This is a genomic window from Streptomyces sp. NPDC028368, assembly GCF_055565615.1.
The window spans coordinates 393,805-409,877 of the sequence record NZ_JBVHTY010000006.1; the positions used below are offsets into that span (position 1 = coordinate 393,805).

17 protein-coding genes are annotated in these 16,073 nt (G+C 70.7%); 16 read left to right on the forward strand and 1 reads right to left on the reverse strand.

The genetic code is table 11. The features are described from left to right. The first annotated feature begins 153 nt into the window (after nt 1-153). From ACZ4S3_RS17045 to nusB, 14 genes are all read left to right on the forward strand, one after another. A complete protein-coding gene (locus ACZ4S3_RS17045) occupies nt 154-588 on the forward strand; it encodes a DUF948 domain-containing protein (protein WP_467933897.1) in 435 nt (144 codons plus the stop codon). A gap of 8 nt (nt 589-596) precedes the next feature. Then, nucleotides 597-944 (forward strand): DUF6167 family protein, encoded by a 348-nt coding sequence (locus ACZ4S3_RS17050; RefSeq protein ID WP_467933900.1) that lies wholly within the window; start codon nt 597-599, stop codon nt 942-944. Further along, nucleotides 944-3,613, forward strand: a complete 2,670-nt coding sequence (alaS, locus tag ACZ4S3_RS17055; protein ID WP_467933904.1) for an alanine--tRNA ligase — start codon at nt 944-946, stop codon at nt 3,611-3,613. Before ACZ4S3_RS17050 ends, alaS begins: the two co-directional genes overlap by 1 nt. Before the next feature lie 14 nt (nt 3,614-3,627). Beyond that, complete coding sequence (ruvX, locus tag ACZ4S3_RS17060; RefSeq protein ID WP_467934241.1) at nt 3,628-4,092, forward strand: Holliday junction resolvase RuvX; 465 nt, start codon at nt 3,628-3,630, stop codon at nt 4,090-4,092. Between the two features lie 130 nt (nt 4,093-4,222). After that, a complete protein-coding gene (gene mltG, locus ACZ4S3_RS17065; protein WP_467933907.1) occupies nt 4,223-5,917 on the forward strand; it encodes an endolytic transglycosylase MltG in 1,695 nt (564 codons plus the stop codon). Then, nucleotides 5,914-6,741 (forward strand): shikimate dehydrogenase, encoded by an 828-nt coding sequence (locus ACZ4S3_RS17070; protein ID WP_467933910.1) that lies wholly within the window; start codon nt 5,914-5,916, stop codon nt 6,739-6,741. The genes mltG and ACZ4S3_RS17070 overlap by 4 nt, the downstream gene beginning before the upstream one ends. 113 nt (nt 6,742-6,854) lie before the next feature. Beyond that, nucleotides 6,855-8,039, forward strand: a complete 1,185-nt coding sequence (gene aroC, locus ACZ4S3_RS17075; protein WP_467933914.1) for a chorismate synthase — start codon at nt 6,855-6,857, stop codon at nt 8,037-8,039. Next, nucleotides 8,036-8,593 (forward strand): shikimate kinase, encoded by a 558-nt coding sequence (locus ACZ4S3_RS17080; RefSeq protein ID WP_467933917.1) that lies wholly within the window; start codon nt 8,036-8,038, stop codon nt 8,591-8,593. Before aroC ends, ACZ4S3_RS17080 begins: the two co-directional genes overlap by 4 nt. Continuing rightward, a complete protein-coding gene (gene aroB, locus ACZ4S3_RS17085; RefSeq protein WP_467933921.1) occupies nt 8,590-9,681 on the forward strand; it encodes a 3-dehydroquinate synthase in 1,092 nt (363 codons plus the stop codon). Before ACZ4S3_RS17080 ends, aroB begins: the two co-directional genes overlap by 4 nt. 5 nt (nt 9,682-9,686) lie before the next feature. After that, the gene (gene aroQ / locus ACZ4S3_RS17090) at nt 9,687-10,127 is read left to right on the forward strand and encodes a type II 3-dehydroquinate dehydratase (RefSeq protein WP_467933924.1); all 441 of its coding nucleotides are present in this window, start codon (nt 9,687-9,689) and stop codon (nt 10,125-10,127) included. Between the two features lie 214 nt (nt 10,128-10,341). Next, on the forward strand, nt 10,342-11,202 hold the full coding sequence (locus ACZ4S3_RS17095) for a Pro-rich N-terminal domain-containing protein (protein ID WP_467933928.1): 861 nt from the start codon (nt 10,342-10,344) through the stop codon (nt 11,200-11,202). A 79-nt stretch (nt 11,203-11,281) separates the two neighbouring features. After that, nucleotides 11,282-12,388: an aminopeptidase P family protein gene (locus ACZ4S3_RS17100; RefSeq protein ID WP_467933932.1), complete on the forward strand. Its 1,107-nt coding sequence runs from the start codon at nt 11,282-11,284 to the stop codon at nt 12,386-12,388. 64 nt (nt 12,389-12,452) lie between these two features. Continuing rightward, nucleotides 12,453-13,019, forward strand: coding sequence for an elongation factor P (gene efp / locus ACZ4S3_RS17105; RefSeq protein WP_467933936.1), 567 nt, complete (start codon nt 12,453-12,455; stop codon nt 13,017-13,019). Between the two features lie 2 nt (nt 13,020-13,021). Further along, a complete protein-coding gene (gene nusB, locus ACZ4S3_RS17110) occupies nt 13,022-13,459 on the forward strand; it encodes a transcription antitermination factor NusB (RefSeq protein WP_467933940.1) in 438 nt (145 codons plus the stop codon). A 202-nt stretch (nt 13,460-13,661) separates the two neighbouring features. Here the strand turns inward: nusB and bldD are convergent, their stop codons facing one another. Next, nucleotides 13,662-14,162 carry a transcriptional regulator BldD gene (gene bldD / locus ACZ4S3_RS17115; RefSeq protein WP_136743645.1) on the reverse strand — a complete coding sequence of 167 codons (501 nt, stop codon included), beginning with the start codon at nt 14,160-14,162 and terminating at the stop codon, nt 13,662-13,664. Nucleotides 14,163-14,384: 222 nt separating this feature from the next. On the opposite strand from bldD, the gene pyrR reads away from it, so the two are divergent. Together pyrR and ACZ4S3_RS17125 are read left to right on the forward strand one after the other, a co-directional pair. Continuing rightward, a complete protein-coding gene (gene pyrR / locus ACZ4S3_RS17120) occupies nt 14,385-14,990 on the forward strand; it encodes a bifunctional pyr operon transcriptional regulator/uracil phosphoribosyltransferase PyrR (protein WP_467933946.1) in 606 nt (201 codons plus the stop codon). A gap of 93 nt (nt 14,991-15,083) precedes the next feature. Beyond that, nucleotides 15,084-16,073 (forward strand): aspartate carbamoyltransferase catalytic subunit, encoded by a 990-nt coding sequence (locus tag ACZ4S3_RS17125; protein ID WP_467933950.1) that lies wholly within the window; start codon nt 15,084-15,086, stop codon nt 16,071-16,073.

Sequence of the window (16,073 nt, forward strand, 5' to 3'; positions counted from 1 at the left end):
GGACCGTACAATCGCAGCTTTCGAAAGCCTCCGTGGCGGGGGGAACGGGGTACGGACGGACAGTCACGGCGCGATAAGGTCAAGGTTGCCGTTCGAGCAGGACGAGCCGAGCAGGACGAGACCAGCCCCAACCAGTCGGAGAGTGGTGCCAACGTGTCCGGTGGAGAGGTGGCCGGGATCCTCGTGGCCGTCTTCTGGGCGATCCTTGTGTCGTTCCTCGCCCTCGTACTGGTGAGGCTGGCGGGGACCCTCAAGGCGACCACCAAGATGGTGGCCGAGGTGTCCGACCAGGCCGTCCCGCTCCTGGCCGACGCGTCCGCGACCGTCCGCTCCGCGCACACCCAGCTGGCCCGCGTCGACGCCATCGCCGCCGACGTCCAAGAGGTCACCGCCAACGCCTCCGCGCTCTCCTCGACCGTCTCCTCCGCCTTCGGCGGACCGCTGGTCAAGGTCGCCGCGTTCGGCTACGGCGTGCGCCGCGCGATCGGCAAGAAGGGCGCAAGCGAGCCGAAGCGCACCGTCGTCGTCGGCCGAACCCTGCCCGGCGCCCGCCGCGGCGGGCGCCGCAACCGTCGCTCCAAGGACTGATCACAGCGATGTTCCGCCGCGCATTCTGGTTCACCACCGGCGCCGCCGCCGGGGTGTGGGCCACCAACAAGGTCCACCGAAAGCTGCGCAAGCTGCAGCCCGACAGCCTCGCGGCGCAGGCCGCGGACAAGGCCGTCGAGACCGGACACCGGCTGCGCCAATTTGCATTGGACGTACGCGCGGGAATGGCGGACCGTGAAGAGCAGCTGAACGACGCGCTCGGTCTCGGCGAGACGAGCGAGGCCGCCGAGCTGCCTGCGCCGCGCTCCCACGCGGCGCTCGAAACGCACTACCGCACCACGAGAACCCCGGGCCGTCCGGGGCTGAACGGACCGACTGGAAATGAGGACCACTGATGGAGTCGGCTGAAATCCGCCGCCGCTGGCTGCGCTTCTTCGAAGAGCGTGGGCACACCGTCGTGCCGTCGGCGTCGCTCATCGCGGACGACCCGACGCTGCTGCTCGTCAACGCGGGCATGGTCCCCTTCAAGCCGTACTTCCTCGGCGAGGTCAAGCCGCCCGCGCCGCGCGCCACCAGCGTCCAGAAGTGCGTGCGGACGCCGGACATCGAAGAGGTCGGCAAGACCACCCGGCACGGCACGTTCTTCCAGATGTGCGGCAACTTCTCCTTCGGCGACTACTTCAAGGAAGGCGCCATCAAGTACGCCTGGGAGCTGCTGACCGGCTCGCAGGCCGACGGCGGCTACGCCCTGGACCCGGAGAAGCTCTGGATCACCGTCTACCTCGACGACGACGAGGCCGAGCGGATCTGGCACGAGGTCGTGGGCGTGCCCAAGGAGCGCATCCAGCGCCTGGGCAAGAAGGAGAACTACTGGTCCATGGGGGTCCCCGGCCCCTGCGGCCCGTGCTCCGAGATCAACTACGACCGTGGCCCGGAGTTCGGCGTCGAGGGCGGCCCGGCCGTCAACGACGAGCGGTACGTGGAGATCTGGAACCTGGTCTTCATGCAGTACGAGCGCGGCGCGGGCACCGGCAAGGAGGACTTCGAGATCCTCGGCGACCTGCCCAGCAAGAACATCGACACCGGCCTCGGCCTCGAGCGCCTGGCGATGATCCTGCAGGACGTGCCGAACATGTACGAGACGGACACCCTGCGTGTCGTCATCGACAAGGCCACCGAGCTGACCGGCGTCCGCTACGGCAGCGCCCACGGCAGCGATGTCTCGCTGCGCGTGGTCGCCGACCACATCCGTACGTCCACGATGCTCATCGGCGACGGCGTCACCCCCGGCAACGAGGGCCGCGGCTATGTCCTGCGCCGCATCATGCGCCGCGCCATCCGCAACATGCGCCTGCTGGGCGCCACGGACCTGGTCGTCGGCGAGCTGCTGGACGTCGTCATCAAGACGATGGGCCAGCAGTACCCGGAGCTGCTGGAGGACCGCCGCCGCATCGAGACGGTCGCCCTCGCCGAGGAAGCCGCCTTCGTCAAGACGCTGAAGGCCGGCACCAACATCCTCGACACCGCCGTCACGGACACCAAGACCGCCGGCGGCACGGTCCTCTCCGGCGACAAGGCCTTCCTGCTCCACGACACCTGGGGCTTCCCGATCGACCTCACCCTCGAAATGGCCGCCGAGCAGGGCCTGGCCGTGGACGAGGACGGCTTCCGCCGCCTGATGAAGGAGCAGCGGGAGCGCGCCAAGGCCGACGCCCAGTCCAAGAAGAGCGGCCACGCCGACCTGTCCGCCTACCGCGAGGTCGCCGACAAGTCCGGCGCCACCGAGTTCACCGGCTACAGCGCCACCGAGGGCGAGTCCGCCATCGTGGGCCTGCTGGTCAACGGCGTCCCGGCCCCCGCCGCCCACGAAGGCGACGAGGTCGAGGTCGTCCTGGACCGCACCCCCTTCTACGCCGAGGGCGGTGGCCAGCTCGCCGACACCGGCCGGATCAAGCTGGAGTCCGGCGCCGTCGTCGAGATCCGCGACGTCCAGCAGCCGGTCCCCGGCGTCACGGTGCACAAGGGCGTCGTCCAGGTCGGTGAGGTGGTGCTCGGCTCCGCCGCGTACGCCGCCATCGACATCACCCGGCGCCGGGCCATCGCCCGCGCCCACAGCGCCACTCACCTCACCCACCAGGCGCTGCGCGACGCCCTGGGCCCGACGGCCGCCCAGGCGGGTTCGGAGAACTCCCCGGGCCGCTTCCGCTTCGACTTCGGCTCGCCGACCGCCGTGCCCGGTACCGTCCTCACGGACGTCGAGCAGAAGATCAACGACGTCCTCGCCCGTGAGCTCGACGTCCATGCCGAGGTCATGAGCATGGAGGACGCCAAGAAGCAGGGCGCCATCGCCGAGTTCGGTGAGAAGTACGGCGACAGGGTGCGCGTGGTCACCATCGGCGACTTCTCCAAGGAGCTGTGCGGCGGCACGCACGTCCACAACACCGCCCAGCTGGGCCTGGTGAAGCTGCTCGGCGAGTCCTCCATCGGTTCCGGTGTCCGCCGCGTCGAGGCGCTGGTGGGCGTGGACGCCTACCGTTTCCTGGCCCGTGAGCACACCGTCGTCTCCCAGCTCACCGAGCTGGTCAAGGGGCGCCCGGAGGAGCTGCCGGAGAAGATCTCCGGTGTCCTGGCCAAGCTGAAGGACGCCGAGAAGGAGATCGAGAAGTTCCGCGCCGAGAAGGTGCTGCAGGCCGCCGCCGGGCTGGCCGCGGGCGCCAAGGACGTGCGCGGGGTGGCCCTCGCCTCCGGCCAGGTCCCGGACGGCACTTCCGCCGACGACCTGCGCAAGCTCGTCCTCGACGTGCGCGGCCGGATCCAGGGCGACCGCCCCGCCGTGGTGGCCCTGTTCTCCGTCGCCAACGGCCGCCCGGTGACGGTCATCGCGACCAACGAGGCCGCCCGTGAGCGCGGCATCAAGGCCGGTGACCTGGTCCGTACGGCCGCCAAGACGCTCGGCGGAGGCGGCGGCGGCAAGCCGGACGTCGCCCAGGGCGGCGGCCAGAACGCCGCCGCCGTGCCCGAGGCCATCGAAGCCGTCGAGCGGCTCGTGGCCGAGGCGGCCTGACGCGCGTGAGTGAGATGCGACGCGGCCGGCGCATCGCCGTGGATGTCGGGGACGCCCGGATCGGGGTTGCCTCGTGCGACCCCGACGGGGTCCTCGCCACCCCCGTCGAGACCGTGCCGGGACGTGACGTACCGTCAGCACACCGCCGCCTCAAGGCGATTGTCGACGAGTACGAGCCGCTCGAGGTCGTGGTCGGCCTGCCCCGCTCCCTCAGTGGGGGAGAGGGGCCGGCCGCGGCCAAGGTCCGGGCCTTCGCCCAGGAGCTGGCCAAGAACATCGCGCCCGTAGGCGTCCGGCTGGTCGACGAGCGGATGTCGACGGTGACCGCGACCCAGGGGCTGCGGGCCTCCGGGGTCCGCAGCAAGAAGGGCCGTTCGGTCGTCGACCAGGCGGCCGCGGTGGTCATCCTGCAGAGCGCGCTGGAAACCGAACGGACCTCCGGGGAGCCCCCGGGGGAGAGCGTCGAAGTGGGCATCTGATCGCGATACGGTAACGTGCCGCGCGATGTGGCGGCGGTTCGAACAGCCGCGCGTGCAAGTAGAGGCGGATCCGTACACCGCAATCGTGCTGCCAGGCCGGAGCGCGCCGCCTCTCGGCTCTAGGGGATCGATGACCGAGTATGGCCGGGGCTACGGCTCCGAACCGTGGCATCCCGAGGACCCGCTCTACGGAGACCAGGGTCCCTACGGAGGCCAGGCACAGCAGCCCCAGTGGGACGGCCAGCAGTCCGTCCCCTATCCCCAGCAGCAGTACCAGGGGGGCCACGGCGGCTGGGACGGCTCGCAGGGCGGGCAGCTGCCGTACGACCCGTACGACCCCTATGCGCAGCAGCCGCCGGCCGATCCGTACGCCGGGGCGGGGCAGGACTACTACGGTCATCAGGACCCCTACCAGCAGCAACATCAGCAGCCACAGCAGCAGGTGCCGCACCAGCAGCAGTACCCGCCACAGCAGTACGAGCAGCACGCCGGGCCGTCGTACGAGCAGCACCTCGATCCGCATGCCGGTGCACATGCCGATCCGCACGCCGCGCCGCCGTACGAGGACACCACGGGCGACGACTGGCGGGCCGATCCGGAGCGGCCGCGGGAACCGGAGCCGGAGCACTCGTTCTTCGCAGACCAGGGCGATGACGAGGACGACTACCCCGACGAGGATGCGCGCGGGCGCCGCGGCGCCCGCGACCGCCGAGGCAAGAAGAACGGCAAGAAGAACAAGCGGCGCAGCGGTACGGCCTGTCTGGTCGTGACGCTGGTCTTCGCCGGTGCGGTCGGCGCCGTCGGCTATTTCGGCTACGACTTCTTCATGGCCCACTTCGGTTCGGCGCCCGACTACGAGGGCGAGGGATCCGGCACCGTACAGGTCGAGATTCCGAATGGTTCGCTGATTTCGGACATGGGCGAGATCCTCGCGAAAAAGGGCGTGATCAAGAGCGCCGGTGCGTTCAACGATGCGGCGTCCGGCGACGACAAGAAGTCGAGGTCCCTGCAGCCGGGCACGTATTCGCTGCGCAAGCACATGTCGGCGGCCGCGGCCATGGAGCTGATGCTGGACCCCAAGAGCCGTAACGGCCTCACGATCCGTGAGGGTCTGCGTGCCAAAGACATCTACGCGCTCATCGACAAAAAGCTCAAGCTCAAGACGGGCACGACCAAGGACGTCGCCGAGCGCGAGGTCAAGAACCTCGGCCTGCCTTCCTGGGCCGACGACAACGAGAAGATAAAGGACCCGCTGGAGGGATTCCTCTACCCGTCCACGTACAGCGTGGGCGACCACGCGAAGCCGGCCGCGGTCCTCAAGCAGATGGTCGCGCGCGCCAATCAGGTCTACGAGAAGTACGACCTGGAAGGAAATGCCCGCAAGCTCAACCTCAGGTCGCCGCTCCAGCTGCTCACCGTCGCCAGCCTCACGCAGGCCGAGGGCAAGTACAAGCACGACTTCGTCAAGGTCGCGCGGGTCGTCTACAACCGCCTCAAGCCGAGCAACACCGAGACCTACGGGCTGCTCGACTTCGACTCGACGGTGAACTACGCCAGGTCGCGGAGCACCCTGGACACCGGGACCGTCGACAATCTGCGGAAATTCAACGACGCCTACAACACCTACAAATTCAAGGGACTGCCGCCGGGGCCGATCGGCAACCCGGGTGAGGTGGCGCTCAATTCGGCCATCCACCCTGCCGAGGGCAACTGGTACTACTTCGTCTCGATCAGCCCGGAAAAGACGCTGTTCGCCGCGACGAACGAAGAGCAGGAGCGGAACCGCCGTATCTACCTGAAGGAACACGGAAAGCCCGAGCAATGAGTCCCACACGTCGTGCCGCGGTCCTCGGTTCCCCGATCGCCCATTCACTCTCCCCGGTCCTCCACCGTGCCGCCTACGCGGAACTGGGCCTGACGGGCTGGACGTATGACCGCTTCGAGGTGGACGAGGCCGCGCTGCCCGGATTCATCGAGAAGCTCGGTCCCGAATGGGCGGGCCTTTCCCTGACCATGCCGCTCAAGCGTGCGGTGATTCCGTTGCTGGACGAGATCACCGACACCGCCGCCTCCGTAGAGGCGGTCAACACCGTCGTCTTTGCGGCCGACGGGCGCCGTGTCGGCGACAACACCGACATCCCCGGCATGCTCGCCGCGCTGCGTGAGCGCGGGGTGGAGCGGGTCGAGCGGGCGGCGATCCTGGGCGCCGGCGCCACCGCCTCCTCCGCCCTCGCCGCGCTCTCCCGGATCTGCACCGGCGAGGTCACCGCGTACGTCCGCAGCGCGGCGCGCGCCGAGGAGATGCGCGGCTGGGGCGAGCGGCTGGGTGTCGCGGTCCGCACCGCAGCCTGGGAGGACGCGGCCGAGGCCTTCGGCGAGCCGCTGATCATCGCCACCACCCCGGCGGGCACCACCGACGCGCTCGCCGCCGCCGTGCCCGACCGGCCCGGCACCCTCTTCGACGTCCTCTACGAGCCGTGGCCCACGGTGCTGGCCACCGCCTGGGCCGACCGCGGCGGCGCGGTGGTAGGCGGGCTCGATCTGCTGGTCCACCAGGCGGTTCTCCAGGTGGAGCAGATGACCGGACGCATGCCGGCCCCGCCGGCCGCGATGCGCGCCGCGGGCGAGGCGGCGCTCGCCGCCCGCTGATCCGCCGGCCGGACCACCCGGTCCGTTCCCTGGACTGGGCGCCGCCTCCCCGGCGCGACGTGGGAGGATCGGGGGGAGACCGTACGCGGATGAGCAGTACATGAGGAGCACCGTTGAGCAGGTTGCGCTGGCTGACGGCGGGGGAGTCGCACGGCCCCGCACTCGTGGCGACGCTGGAGGGCCTTCCGGCCGGAGTCCCGATCACCACCGATCTGGTGGCGGACGCACTGGCCAGGCGCCGGCTCGGCTATGGCCGCGGTGCCCGGATGAAGTTCGAGCGGGACGAGGTCACGTTCCTGGGCGGCGTGCGGCACGGCCTGTCGCTGGGTTCGCCGGTGGCCGTGATGGTCGGCAACACCGAGTGGCCCAAGTGGGAACAGGTCATGGCGGCCGACCCGGTCGACCCCGCGGTGCTGGCCGAGCTGGCCCGTAACGCGCCGTTGACCCGCCCCCGCCCCGGTCACGCCGACCTGGCCGGTATGCAGAAGTACGGCTTCGACGAGGCCCGCCCGATCCTGGAGCGCGCCTCCGCCCGCGAGACCGCCGCCCGGGTCGCCCTGGGCGCGGTGGCCCGCTCCTTCCTCAAGGAGACGGCCGGCATCGAGATCGTCTCGCATGTCGTGGAGCTGGCCGCGGCGAAGGCTCCGTATGGCGTCTACCCCAAGCCCTCCGACGTCGAGAAGCTGGACGCGGACCCGGTCCGCTGCCTGGATGCGGACGCGAGCAAGGCGATGATCGCCGAGATCGACCAGGCCCACAAGGACGGCGACACCCTCGGCGGTGTGGTCGAGGTCCTGGCCTACGGCGTGCCGGTGGGTCTGGGCTCGCACGTCCACTGGGACCGCCGGCTGGACGCCCGGCTGGCCGGCGCCCTCATGGGCATCCAGGCCATCAAGGGCGTCGAGGTCGGCGACGGCTTCGACCTGGCCCGGGTGCCGGGGTCGAAGGCGCACGACGAGATCGTCGCCACCGAGGACGGGATCAAGCGCACCTCCGGCCGCTCCGGCGGCACCGAGGGCGGGCTGACCACCGGCGAACTTCTGCGGGTGCGGGCCGCGATGAAGCCGATCGCGACCGTGCCGCGGGCGCTGGCGACCATCGATGTGAGCACCGGCGAGGCGGCCCAGGCGCACCACCAGCGCTCGGACGTCTGCGCCGTCCCGGCCGCCGGCATCGTCGCCGAGGCGATGGTCGCGCTGGTCCTGGCCGACGCCGTGGTGGAGAAGTTCGGCGGCGACAGCGTGCCGGAGACCCGCCGCAACGTCCGCAGCTTCCTCGACAGCCTGGCGATCAAGTGACGTCGCCGCTCGTCGTACTCATCGGCCCGCCCGGCGCGGGCAAGTCCACGGTGGGCGCGCTGCTGGCTGAGCGGCTGGGCGTGCACTACCGGGACACCGACGCGGACATCGTCGTCACGGCCGGCCGGCCGATCGCGGAGATCTTCATCGACCAGGGCGAGCCGCACTTCCGCGAGCTGGAGCGGGAGGCGGTCCGGAGCGCACTGGAGAGCCACCCGGGCGTGCTCTCGCTCGGCGGCGGCGCGATCCTGGACGACGGCACCCGCAAGCTGCTGACGGGGCTGCCGGTCGTGTTCCTGGACGTCCAACTCGCCGACGCCGTCAAGCGGGTGGGCCTGGACGCGCCTCGCCCGCTGCTGGCCGTCAACCCGCGCAAGCAGTGGCGCGAGCTGATGGAGCGCCGCCGTCCGCTGTACACCGAGGTCGCGCGTGCCGTGATCGACACCGGGGAGCGCACCCCCGAGGACGTCGTCGAGGCGATCCTGGACGCATTGGAGCTACGGCAGACCGCGGCGGATGCCCCGCGGCCCGCCCACAGGGAGGAACAGGCATGACGGAGCAGGCCACTCGTATCCAGGTCGGCGGTACGGCGGGCACCGACCCGTACGAGGTGCTCGTCGGGCGGCAGCTGCTCGGCGAGCTCCCCGGCCTGATCGGGGACGCCGCGAAGCGGGTCGCGGTGCTGCACCCGGAGGCGCTGGCCGCCACCGGTGAGGCGCTGCGCGAGGACCTCGCGTCCCAGGGCTACGAGGCGATCGCCATCCAGCTGCCCAACGCCGAGGAGTCCAAGACCGTCGAGGTCGCCGCGTACTGCTGGAAGGCCCTGGGCCAGACCGGCTTCACCCGCACCGATGTGATCGTCGGCGTCGGCGGCGGCGCCACCACGGACCTGGCCGGGTTCGTGGCCGCCACTTGGCTGCGCGGGGTGCGCTGGATCGCCGTACCGACCACGGTCCTGGGCATGGTGGACGCGGCGGTGGGCGGCAAGACCGGCATCAACACCGCCGAGGGCAAGAACCTCGTCGGTGCCTTCCACCCCCCGGCCGGGGTGCTGTGCGACCTCGCCGCCCTGGACTCCCTCCCGGTGCACGACTACGTCTCCGGCCTGGCCGAGGTCATCAAGGCCGGCTTCATCGCCGACCCGGCGATCCTCGAGCTGATCGAGGCCGACCCGGAGGGCGCCAAGCGCCCCGACGGCGCGCACACCGCCGAGCTGATCGAGCGGGCGATCCGGGTCAAGGCCGAGGTCGTCTCCGCGGACCTCAAGGAGTCCGGTCTGCGCGAGATCCTCAACTACGGGCACACCCTGGCGCACGCCATCGAGAAGAACGAGCGCTACAACTGGCGCCACGGCGCGGCCGTTTCGGTCGGCATGGTCTTCGCCGCCGAGCTGGGCCGGATCGCCGGACGGCTGGACGACGCCACCGCGGACCGGCACCGCGCGGTCCTGGAGTCCGTCGGACTGCCGCTGACCTACCGCGGCGACCAGTGGCCCAAGCTGCTGGAGACCATGAAGGTCGACAAGAAGTCGCGCGGTGACCGGCTGCGCTTCATCGTCCTGGACGGCCTGGCCAAGCCGACCGTCCTGGAGGGCCCCGACCCGGCCATGCTGCTGGCCGCGCACGCCGAGATCGCAGAGTGAGCCGAATGACACGTCGTGTCCTCGTCCTCAACGGCCCCAACCTCGGCCGCCTGGGCTCCCGCGAGCCCGACGTCTACGGCGCCACCTCCTACACCGGCCTGGTCGAGCAGTGCACCACGCTCGGCAAGGAGCTGGGGTTCGAGGTCGAGGTCCGGGAGACCAACGACGAGGGGGAGATGATCCGCTGGCTGCACGAGGCCGCGGACGGATCCCTTCCGGTCGTCATCAACCCCGGTGCCTTCACGCACTATTCGTACGGCATGCGGGACGCGGCCGCCCAGCGCACCGCCCCGCTCATCGAGGTGCACATCTCGAACCCGTACGCACGCGAGGAATTCCGCCACAATTCGGTTATCGCGGCGGTGGCCAGCGGTACGGTCGCCGGTTTCGGTATCGGCTCGTACCGTCTGGCGCTGCGGGCGCTGGCCGAGGAACTGAGCGGCTGACGCGCCTTTTCGGGCACTCCCCGCCACCCCCGCCCGTTCTTCCACCGAGCGCCGGGGGCGGGGAGGGTACCGTTCGCTGCAGCACCACCCACGCCGACGGCTGTGGGGCACAACGGCCCGTCCGGGCCGCTGGGTTACCGCACGACGCACCGGGCAGCCCGGCCCGGCGCCGCGCCACCGCACACGTCGACCGCACGAGACGGAGAGCCACCGGATGCAGTACGCAGTGGGGGCTCCGCTGCCACCGCCCCGCCGGCCGGGACCAGTCCCCGGGGCCACCATGAACTGGACCCCCAACCAGGGACAGCCCATACCGCCCGGCTCGCCGCCGTCCCCCTCGGCGCCGCCTCCCCCCGCCGCCCCGCCCGCCCAGGGACCGGGCTGGAACGGCCCCGCGCCGTACCAGGAGGCGCCGACGCCGCACAGCACGGACATCACCGGTCACCTCCGGCTGCCCCCGGGGGCCCCGGTGGCGCTGCCCGACCCGCCTGCCGGCACCGCGGCCCAGGACTCCGCGCACGCCACCGTCGCGGTCCTGCTCATCGGCCCGGCCGGCGCCGGCAAGACCAGCGTCGCCCGCCACTGGGCCGACAGCCGGCGGGTGCCGACCGCGCACATCAGCCTCGACGATGTGCGCGAATGGGTCCGCTCGGGCTTCGCCGACCCGCAGAAGGGCTGGAACGACAACTCCGAGGCGCAGTACCGCCTCGCCCGCCGCACCTGCGGCTTCGCGGCCCGTAACTTCCTCGCCAACGGCATCTCCTGCATCCTCGACGACGCCGTCTTCCCGGACCGCCCGGTCGTCGGCCTCGGCGGCTGGAAGCGGCATGTGGGCCCCGGCCTGCTGCCGATCGTGCTGCTCCCGGGGCTGGAGATCGTCCTGGAGCGCAATGCCCGCCGCAGCGGTAACCGCCGCCTCTCGGACGAAGAGGTGGCACGGATCCACGGCCGGATGGCCGGCTGGTACGGCTCCGGGCTGCCGATCATCGACAACTCCCAGCACGACGTCACGACGACCGTGCGGGTGCTGGACGATGTCGTCGCCCGCTCCATCGCCAGCCCGCCCAGCTGGTAACGGGCGTCCTTCGGGCCCGCGTCCCCCGGGCGGCGGCGCTCGACCGGCCGCCCGCGCGGCGCCGCCTTACTCTCGGGATATGTCCGAGTTGTACGCGGTTCGACGCACGCGGCTGCGTGACCGCTGCGCCGCAACCGGAAGCACCGCCGCCCTGATCTCGCGCCCCGCGAACGTCCGCTACCTCACCGGCTGCGCGCCGCCCGGCGCCGCGCTGCTGCTGGGCCCGGCCGACGACGTCCTGGTCTGCGGTATGCCGCTGAGCGGGGACCCGTCCGAGGGACGGCCGTCGGAGGATGTACGGGTGTCCGTCCTGCCCGCCCGCGGCGGCGACCCCGTCGTGGCGGGCGCCGATCTCGCCGCGAAGTCCGGCGCCGACACCCTCGCCGTCGAGGAGCATCACCTCACCGTCGCCCGTCACCGGGCGCTCGCCCAGGTCGCGCCGAGGATGCGGCTCGCGGATCTGGGCTGCGCGGCCGAGGCGCTGCGGCTGGTCAAGGACGACGACGAGATCGCCTGTCTGCGGATCGCCGCGGAGATCACCGACCAGGCGCTGGGCGAACTCCTCGAATCGATCCTCGTCGGGCGCACCGAGCGGCATCTCGCCCTGGAGCTGGAGCGCCGCCTCGTCGACCACGGCGCCGACGGCCCGGCGTTCCCCACCTCCGTCGCAACCGGCCAGAATTCCGGCCGCCCCGGGCATCTGCCCACCGACCGGCGGGTCGAGGAGGGCGACTTCCTGACCGTGAGCCTGGGCGCCAACTACCGTGGCTACCGCTGTGAGATCGGCCGGACCTTCGTCATCGGGACCACGCCCGCCGACTGGCAGATCGACCTCTACGACCTGGTTTTCGCCGCCCAGCGGGCCGGCCGGGAGGCGCTGGCACCTGGGGTGGAGTGCCGCGAGGTGGACCGGGTGACCCGCCATGTCCTGGTCGCGGCGGGCCATGGCGAGCGGCTCGGGCCATGGACCGGGCACGGTGTGGGACTCGAAATCGACGAGGACCCTCAGCTGTCGCCTGCCGCCATGGGTAAACTGGACGCTTGCGTGCCGGTCACCGTCGAACCGGGGGTTCACCTCCCCGGCCGCGGAGGTGTCCGCATCGACGACACACTCGTCGTCCGCCCCGAGGCGGACGGCGGGCCCGAGCTACTCACGATCACGACCAAGGAGCTGCTCGCACTCTGAGCCGTAGCGGCTCGGTGTACGGCTCCGGGGTCCCACCACCTGCAGTCCAGGAGATTCCGCAACCGTGGCTTCCACGAACGACCTCAAGAACGGCCTGGTGCTCAAGCTCGAAGGCGGCCAGCTCTGGTCCGTCGTCGAGTTCCAGCACGTCAAGCCCGGCAAGGGCCCCGCCTTCGTGCGCACCAAGCTCAAGAACGTGCTGTCCGGCAAGGTGGTGGACAAGACCTTCAACGCCGGCGTGAAGGTCGAGACGGCCACCGTCGACAAGCGCACGATGCAGTTCTCGTACATGGACGGCGAGTACTTCGTCTTCATGGACATGGGCACCTACGACCAGCTGATGGTCGACCGCAAGGCCGTCGGTGACGCCGCGAACTTCCTCCTCGAGGGCTTCGAGGCCACCGTCGCGCAGCACGAGGGCGAGGTGCTCTACGTCGAGCTGCCGGCCGCCGTCGAGCTCGTCGTCCAGGAGACCGAGCCGGGCGTCCAGGGCGACCGCTCCACCGGTGGCACCAAGCCGGCCACCCTGGAGACCGGCCACCAGATCCAGGTGCCGCTCTTCATCACCACTGGTGAGAAGATCAAGGTCGACACCCGCACGAGCGACTACCTCGGCCGGGTGAACAGCTAACCGTGGCTGCCCGCAACAAGGCCCGTAAGCGCGCCTTCCAGATCCTCTTCGAGGCCGATCAGCGCGGCGCCGACGTGCAGTCCGTGCTCGCGGACTGGATGCGGCACGCCCGGACCGACCCCCGGCAGCCGCCGCTGAACGAGTACACCCTCGAGCTGGTCGAGGGGTACGCGGAGCACACCGACCGGATCGACGAGCTGATCTCCACCTACTCCGTCGAGTGGGAGCTGGACCGGATGCCGGTCGTCGACCGCAACATCCTGCGGCTCGGCGCCTATGAGCTGATCTGGGTGGACGGCACGCCGGACGCGGTGGCGATCGACGAAGCGGTACAGCTCGCCAAGGAGTTCTCCACGGACGACTCCCCGGCCTTCGTCAATGGCCTCCTCGGCCGCTTCAAGGAGCTGAAGGCGAGCCTGCGGCGCCAGACGGACGGCTGAGCACGCGAAAGGGCCCGGAGCGATGCAGATTGCTCCGGGCCTTTCGTATGCCCGCAGAACGCCGCCTGGACCCGTGCAACCGCCTCAGCGGCCGCATGTGCAGGTGTCACGCGGGGCATAAAACCCGCTTCGGCCGGACATAACGCAACCGCCGCCCCGGGGATCCCGAGGCGGCGGTACGTTTCTGCAGATGACTGCGGCGTCAGATGTCGTCGTGGGCCACCGCGCGGCGCGCGTCCGCGTCCAGCACGCCCCAGCTGATCAGCTGCTCGGTGAGCACCGAGGGCGACTGGTCGTAGATCACCGCGAGGGTGCGCAGGTCGTCCTGGCGGATCGAGAGCACCTTGCCGTTGTAGTCACCGCGCTGACTCTGGATCGTGGCGGCGTAGCGCTGCAGTGGGCCGGCCTTCTCCTGCGGGACATGGGCGAGGCGCTCCAGGTCAAGCACGAGCTTCGGCGGCGGCTCGGCCGCGCCGCCCGGTGTCGTGCCCGGCAGGAGCTCCTGCACCGGCACTCCGTAGAAGTCCGCGAGCTCGGCGAGGCGCTGGACGGTCACGGCACGGTCGCCGCGCTCGTACGAGCCCACCACCACGGCCTTCCAGCGGCCCTGGGACTTCTCCTCGACACCGTGGAGAGAGAGGCCCTGCTGGGTACGGATGGCGCGGAGCTTGGCCCCGAGCTGTTTAGCGTATTCGCTGGACATAAAGCTCCCCAGACGGCTGTATCGACATGCGGCTCCGCCGCGTGGCTGGTAACTCACTGTGAGGTTACGCAGCGTAATCTGACTTCGTCAAGCCGAATGGGCCGGACCATCGCCCGTCAGGGGTGCGCGCGGACCCTGAGAGGCCCCCTGGTAGCCTGAGGAACGTAATTCCGACGTCCTTTAAAGTCCGTCCCGTGAGGCGGAGAAGGGGGTCCGTTTCTTATGGACGCAAGCAGTTCCGACGTACGCGCATCGGACGTACGTGATCAGCTTCCCGCGCGCCCGGTTCTCGAAGGCCCGGACATCACGCGGATGCTCACCCGCATCGCCCACGAAATCGTCGAGCGCGCCAAGGGCGCGGACGACGTGGTGCTGCTGGGGATTCCCACCCGCGGCGTCTTCCTCGCCCGGCGGCTGGCCGCCAAGCTCGAGGAGATCACCGGCCGCACGGTTCCGGTCGGCTCGCTCGACATCACCATGTACCGCGATGACCTGCGCCTGGGCCCCGCCCGGACGCTCGCCCGTACGGAGATCCCCGCCGACGGCATCGAGGGCCGGGTCGTCCTGCTCGTCGACGACGTCCTCTTCTCCGGACGCACGATCCGCGCCGCGCTGGACGCCCTGGGCGACATCGGGCGGCCGCGCGCCGTGCAGCTGGCGGTCCTGGTCGACCGCGGCCACCGCGAACTGCCGATCCGCGCCGATTACGTCGGCAAGAACCTCCCCACGTCGCTGCGCGAGACGGTAAAGGTCCAGCTCACCGAGGAGGACGGCCGCGACGCCGTGCTGCTCGGCGTCAAGCGGACCGCCCCGGCCGGCGAGCGCTAGGCACCGCGCAGGGCCCCGGTGATCCCGGGCCCGTACGCATGCCTGCTCAACGGACATTCCCGTACATCCTCCTTTACCCACGGAGAAAACCGGATGAAGCGTCACCTCATCTCGGCCGCCGATCTCACGCGCGACGACGCCGTCCTGATCCTCGACACCGCCGAGGAGATGGCCCGGGTCGCCGACCGGCCGATCAAGAAGCTGCCCACCCTGCGTGGCCGCACGATCTGCAACCTCTTCTTCGAGGACTCGACCCGGACCCGGATCTCGTTCGAGGCCGCCGAGAAGCGCCTGTCCGCGGACGTCATCAACTTCGCCGCCAAGGGCTCCAGCGTCTCCAAGGGCGAGTCCCTCAAGGACACCGCCCAGACCCTGGAGGCGATGGGCGTCGACGCCGTCGTCATACGGCACGGCGCCTCCGGCGCCCCGTACCGGCTCGCCACCTCCGGCTGGATCGACGCTCCCGTCATCAACGCCGGCGACGGCACCCACCAGCACCCCACCCAGGCCCTGCTCGACGCCTTCACCATGCGGCGCCGGCTCATCGGTCCCGACGCCGGGCTCGGCCAGGACCTCGGCGGTAAGCGCATCACCGTCGTCGGGGACGTGCTGCACAGCCGGGTCGCGCGCTCGAACGTCGACCTTCTGCACACCCTCGGCGCCGAGGTCACGCTCGTCGCGCCGCCCACCCTGGTGCCGGTCGGCGTCGAGACCTGGCCGTGCGCGGTGTCGTACGACCTCGACAGCGTGCTGCCGAAGTCCGACGCCGTGATGATGCTGCGGGTCCAGCGCGAGCGCATGAACGCCGCCTTTTTCCCGACCGAGCGTGAGTACGCGCGTCGCTACGGCCTGGACGGCGACCGGATGGCGAGGATGCCCGAGCACGCCATCGTGATGCACCCCGGCCCGATGGTCCGCGGCATGGAGATCACCGCCGAGGTCGCCGACTCCGACCGCTGCACGGTCATCGAGCAGGTGACCAACGGCGTGTCCGTCCGGATGGCCGTCCTGTACCTGCTCCTGGGCGGCAACGAGCCCGCCGTCACCAACCCCCGCCCCGCCACCGGCACCGAGGAGAAGTAA

Coding starts and splice junctions, on each gene's coding strand:
- aroQ (WP_467933924.1), top strand. CDS start 9,687: ATGACACGTCGTGTCCTCGTCCTCAACGGCCCCAACCTCGGCCGCCTG.
- alaS (WP_467933904.1), top strand. CDS start 944: ATGGAGTCGGCTGAAATCCGCCGCCGCTGGCTGCGCTTCTTCGAAGAG.
- ACZ4S3_RS17095 (WP_467933928.1), top strand. CDS start 10,342: ATGCAGTACGCAGTGGGGGCTCCGCTGCCACCGCCCCGCCGGCCGGGA.
- aroB (WP_467933921.1), top strand. CDS start 8,590: ATGACGGAGCAGGCCACTCGTATCCAGGTCGGCGGTACGGCGGGCACC.
- ACZ4S3_RS17125 (WP_467933950.1), top strand. CDS start 15,084: ATGAAGCGTCACCTCATCTCGGCCGCCGATCTCACGCGCGACGACGCC.
- mltG (WP_467933907.1), top strand. CDS start 4,223: ATGACCGAGTATGGCCGGGGCTACGGCTCCGAACCGTGGCATCCCGAG.
- ACZ4S3_RS17050 (WP_467933900.1), top strand. CDS start 597: ATGTTCCGCCGCGCATTCTGGTTCACCACCGGCGCCGCCGCCGGGGTG.
- bldD (WP_136743645.1), bottom strand. CDS start 14,162: ATGTCCAGCGAATACGCTAAACAGCTCGGGGCCAAGCTCCGCGCCATC.
- pyrR (WP_467933946.1), top strand. CDS start 14,385: ATGGACGCAAGCAGTTCCGACGTACGCGCATCGGACGTACGTGATCAG.
- ACZ4S3_RS17070 (WP_467933910.1), top strand. CDS start 5,914: ATGAGTCCCACACGTCGTGCCGCGGTCCTCGGTTCCCCGATCGCCCAT.
- ruvX (WP_467934241.1), top strand. CDS start 3,628: ATGCGACGCGGCCGGCGCATCGCCGTGGATGTCGGGGACGCCCGGATC.
- ACZ4S3_RS17100 (WP_467933932.1), top strand. CDS start 11,282: ATGTCCGAGTTGTACGCGGTTCGACGCACGCGGCTGCGTGACCGCTGC.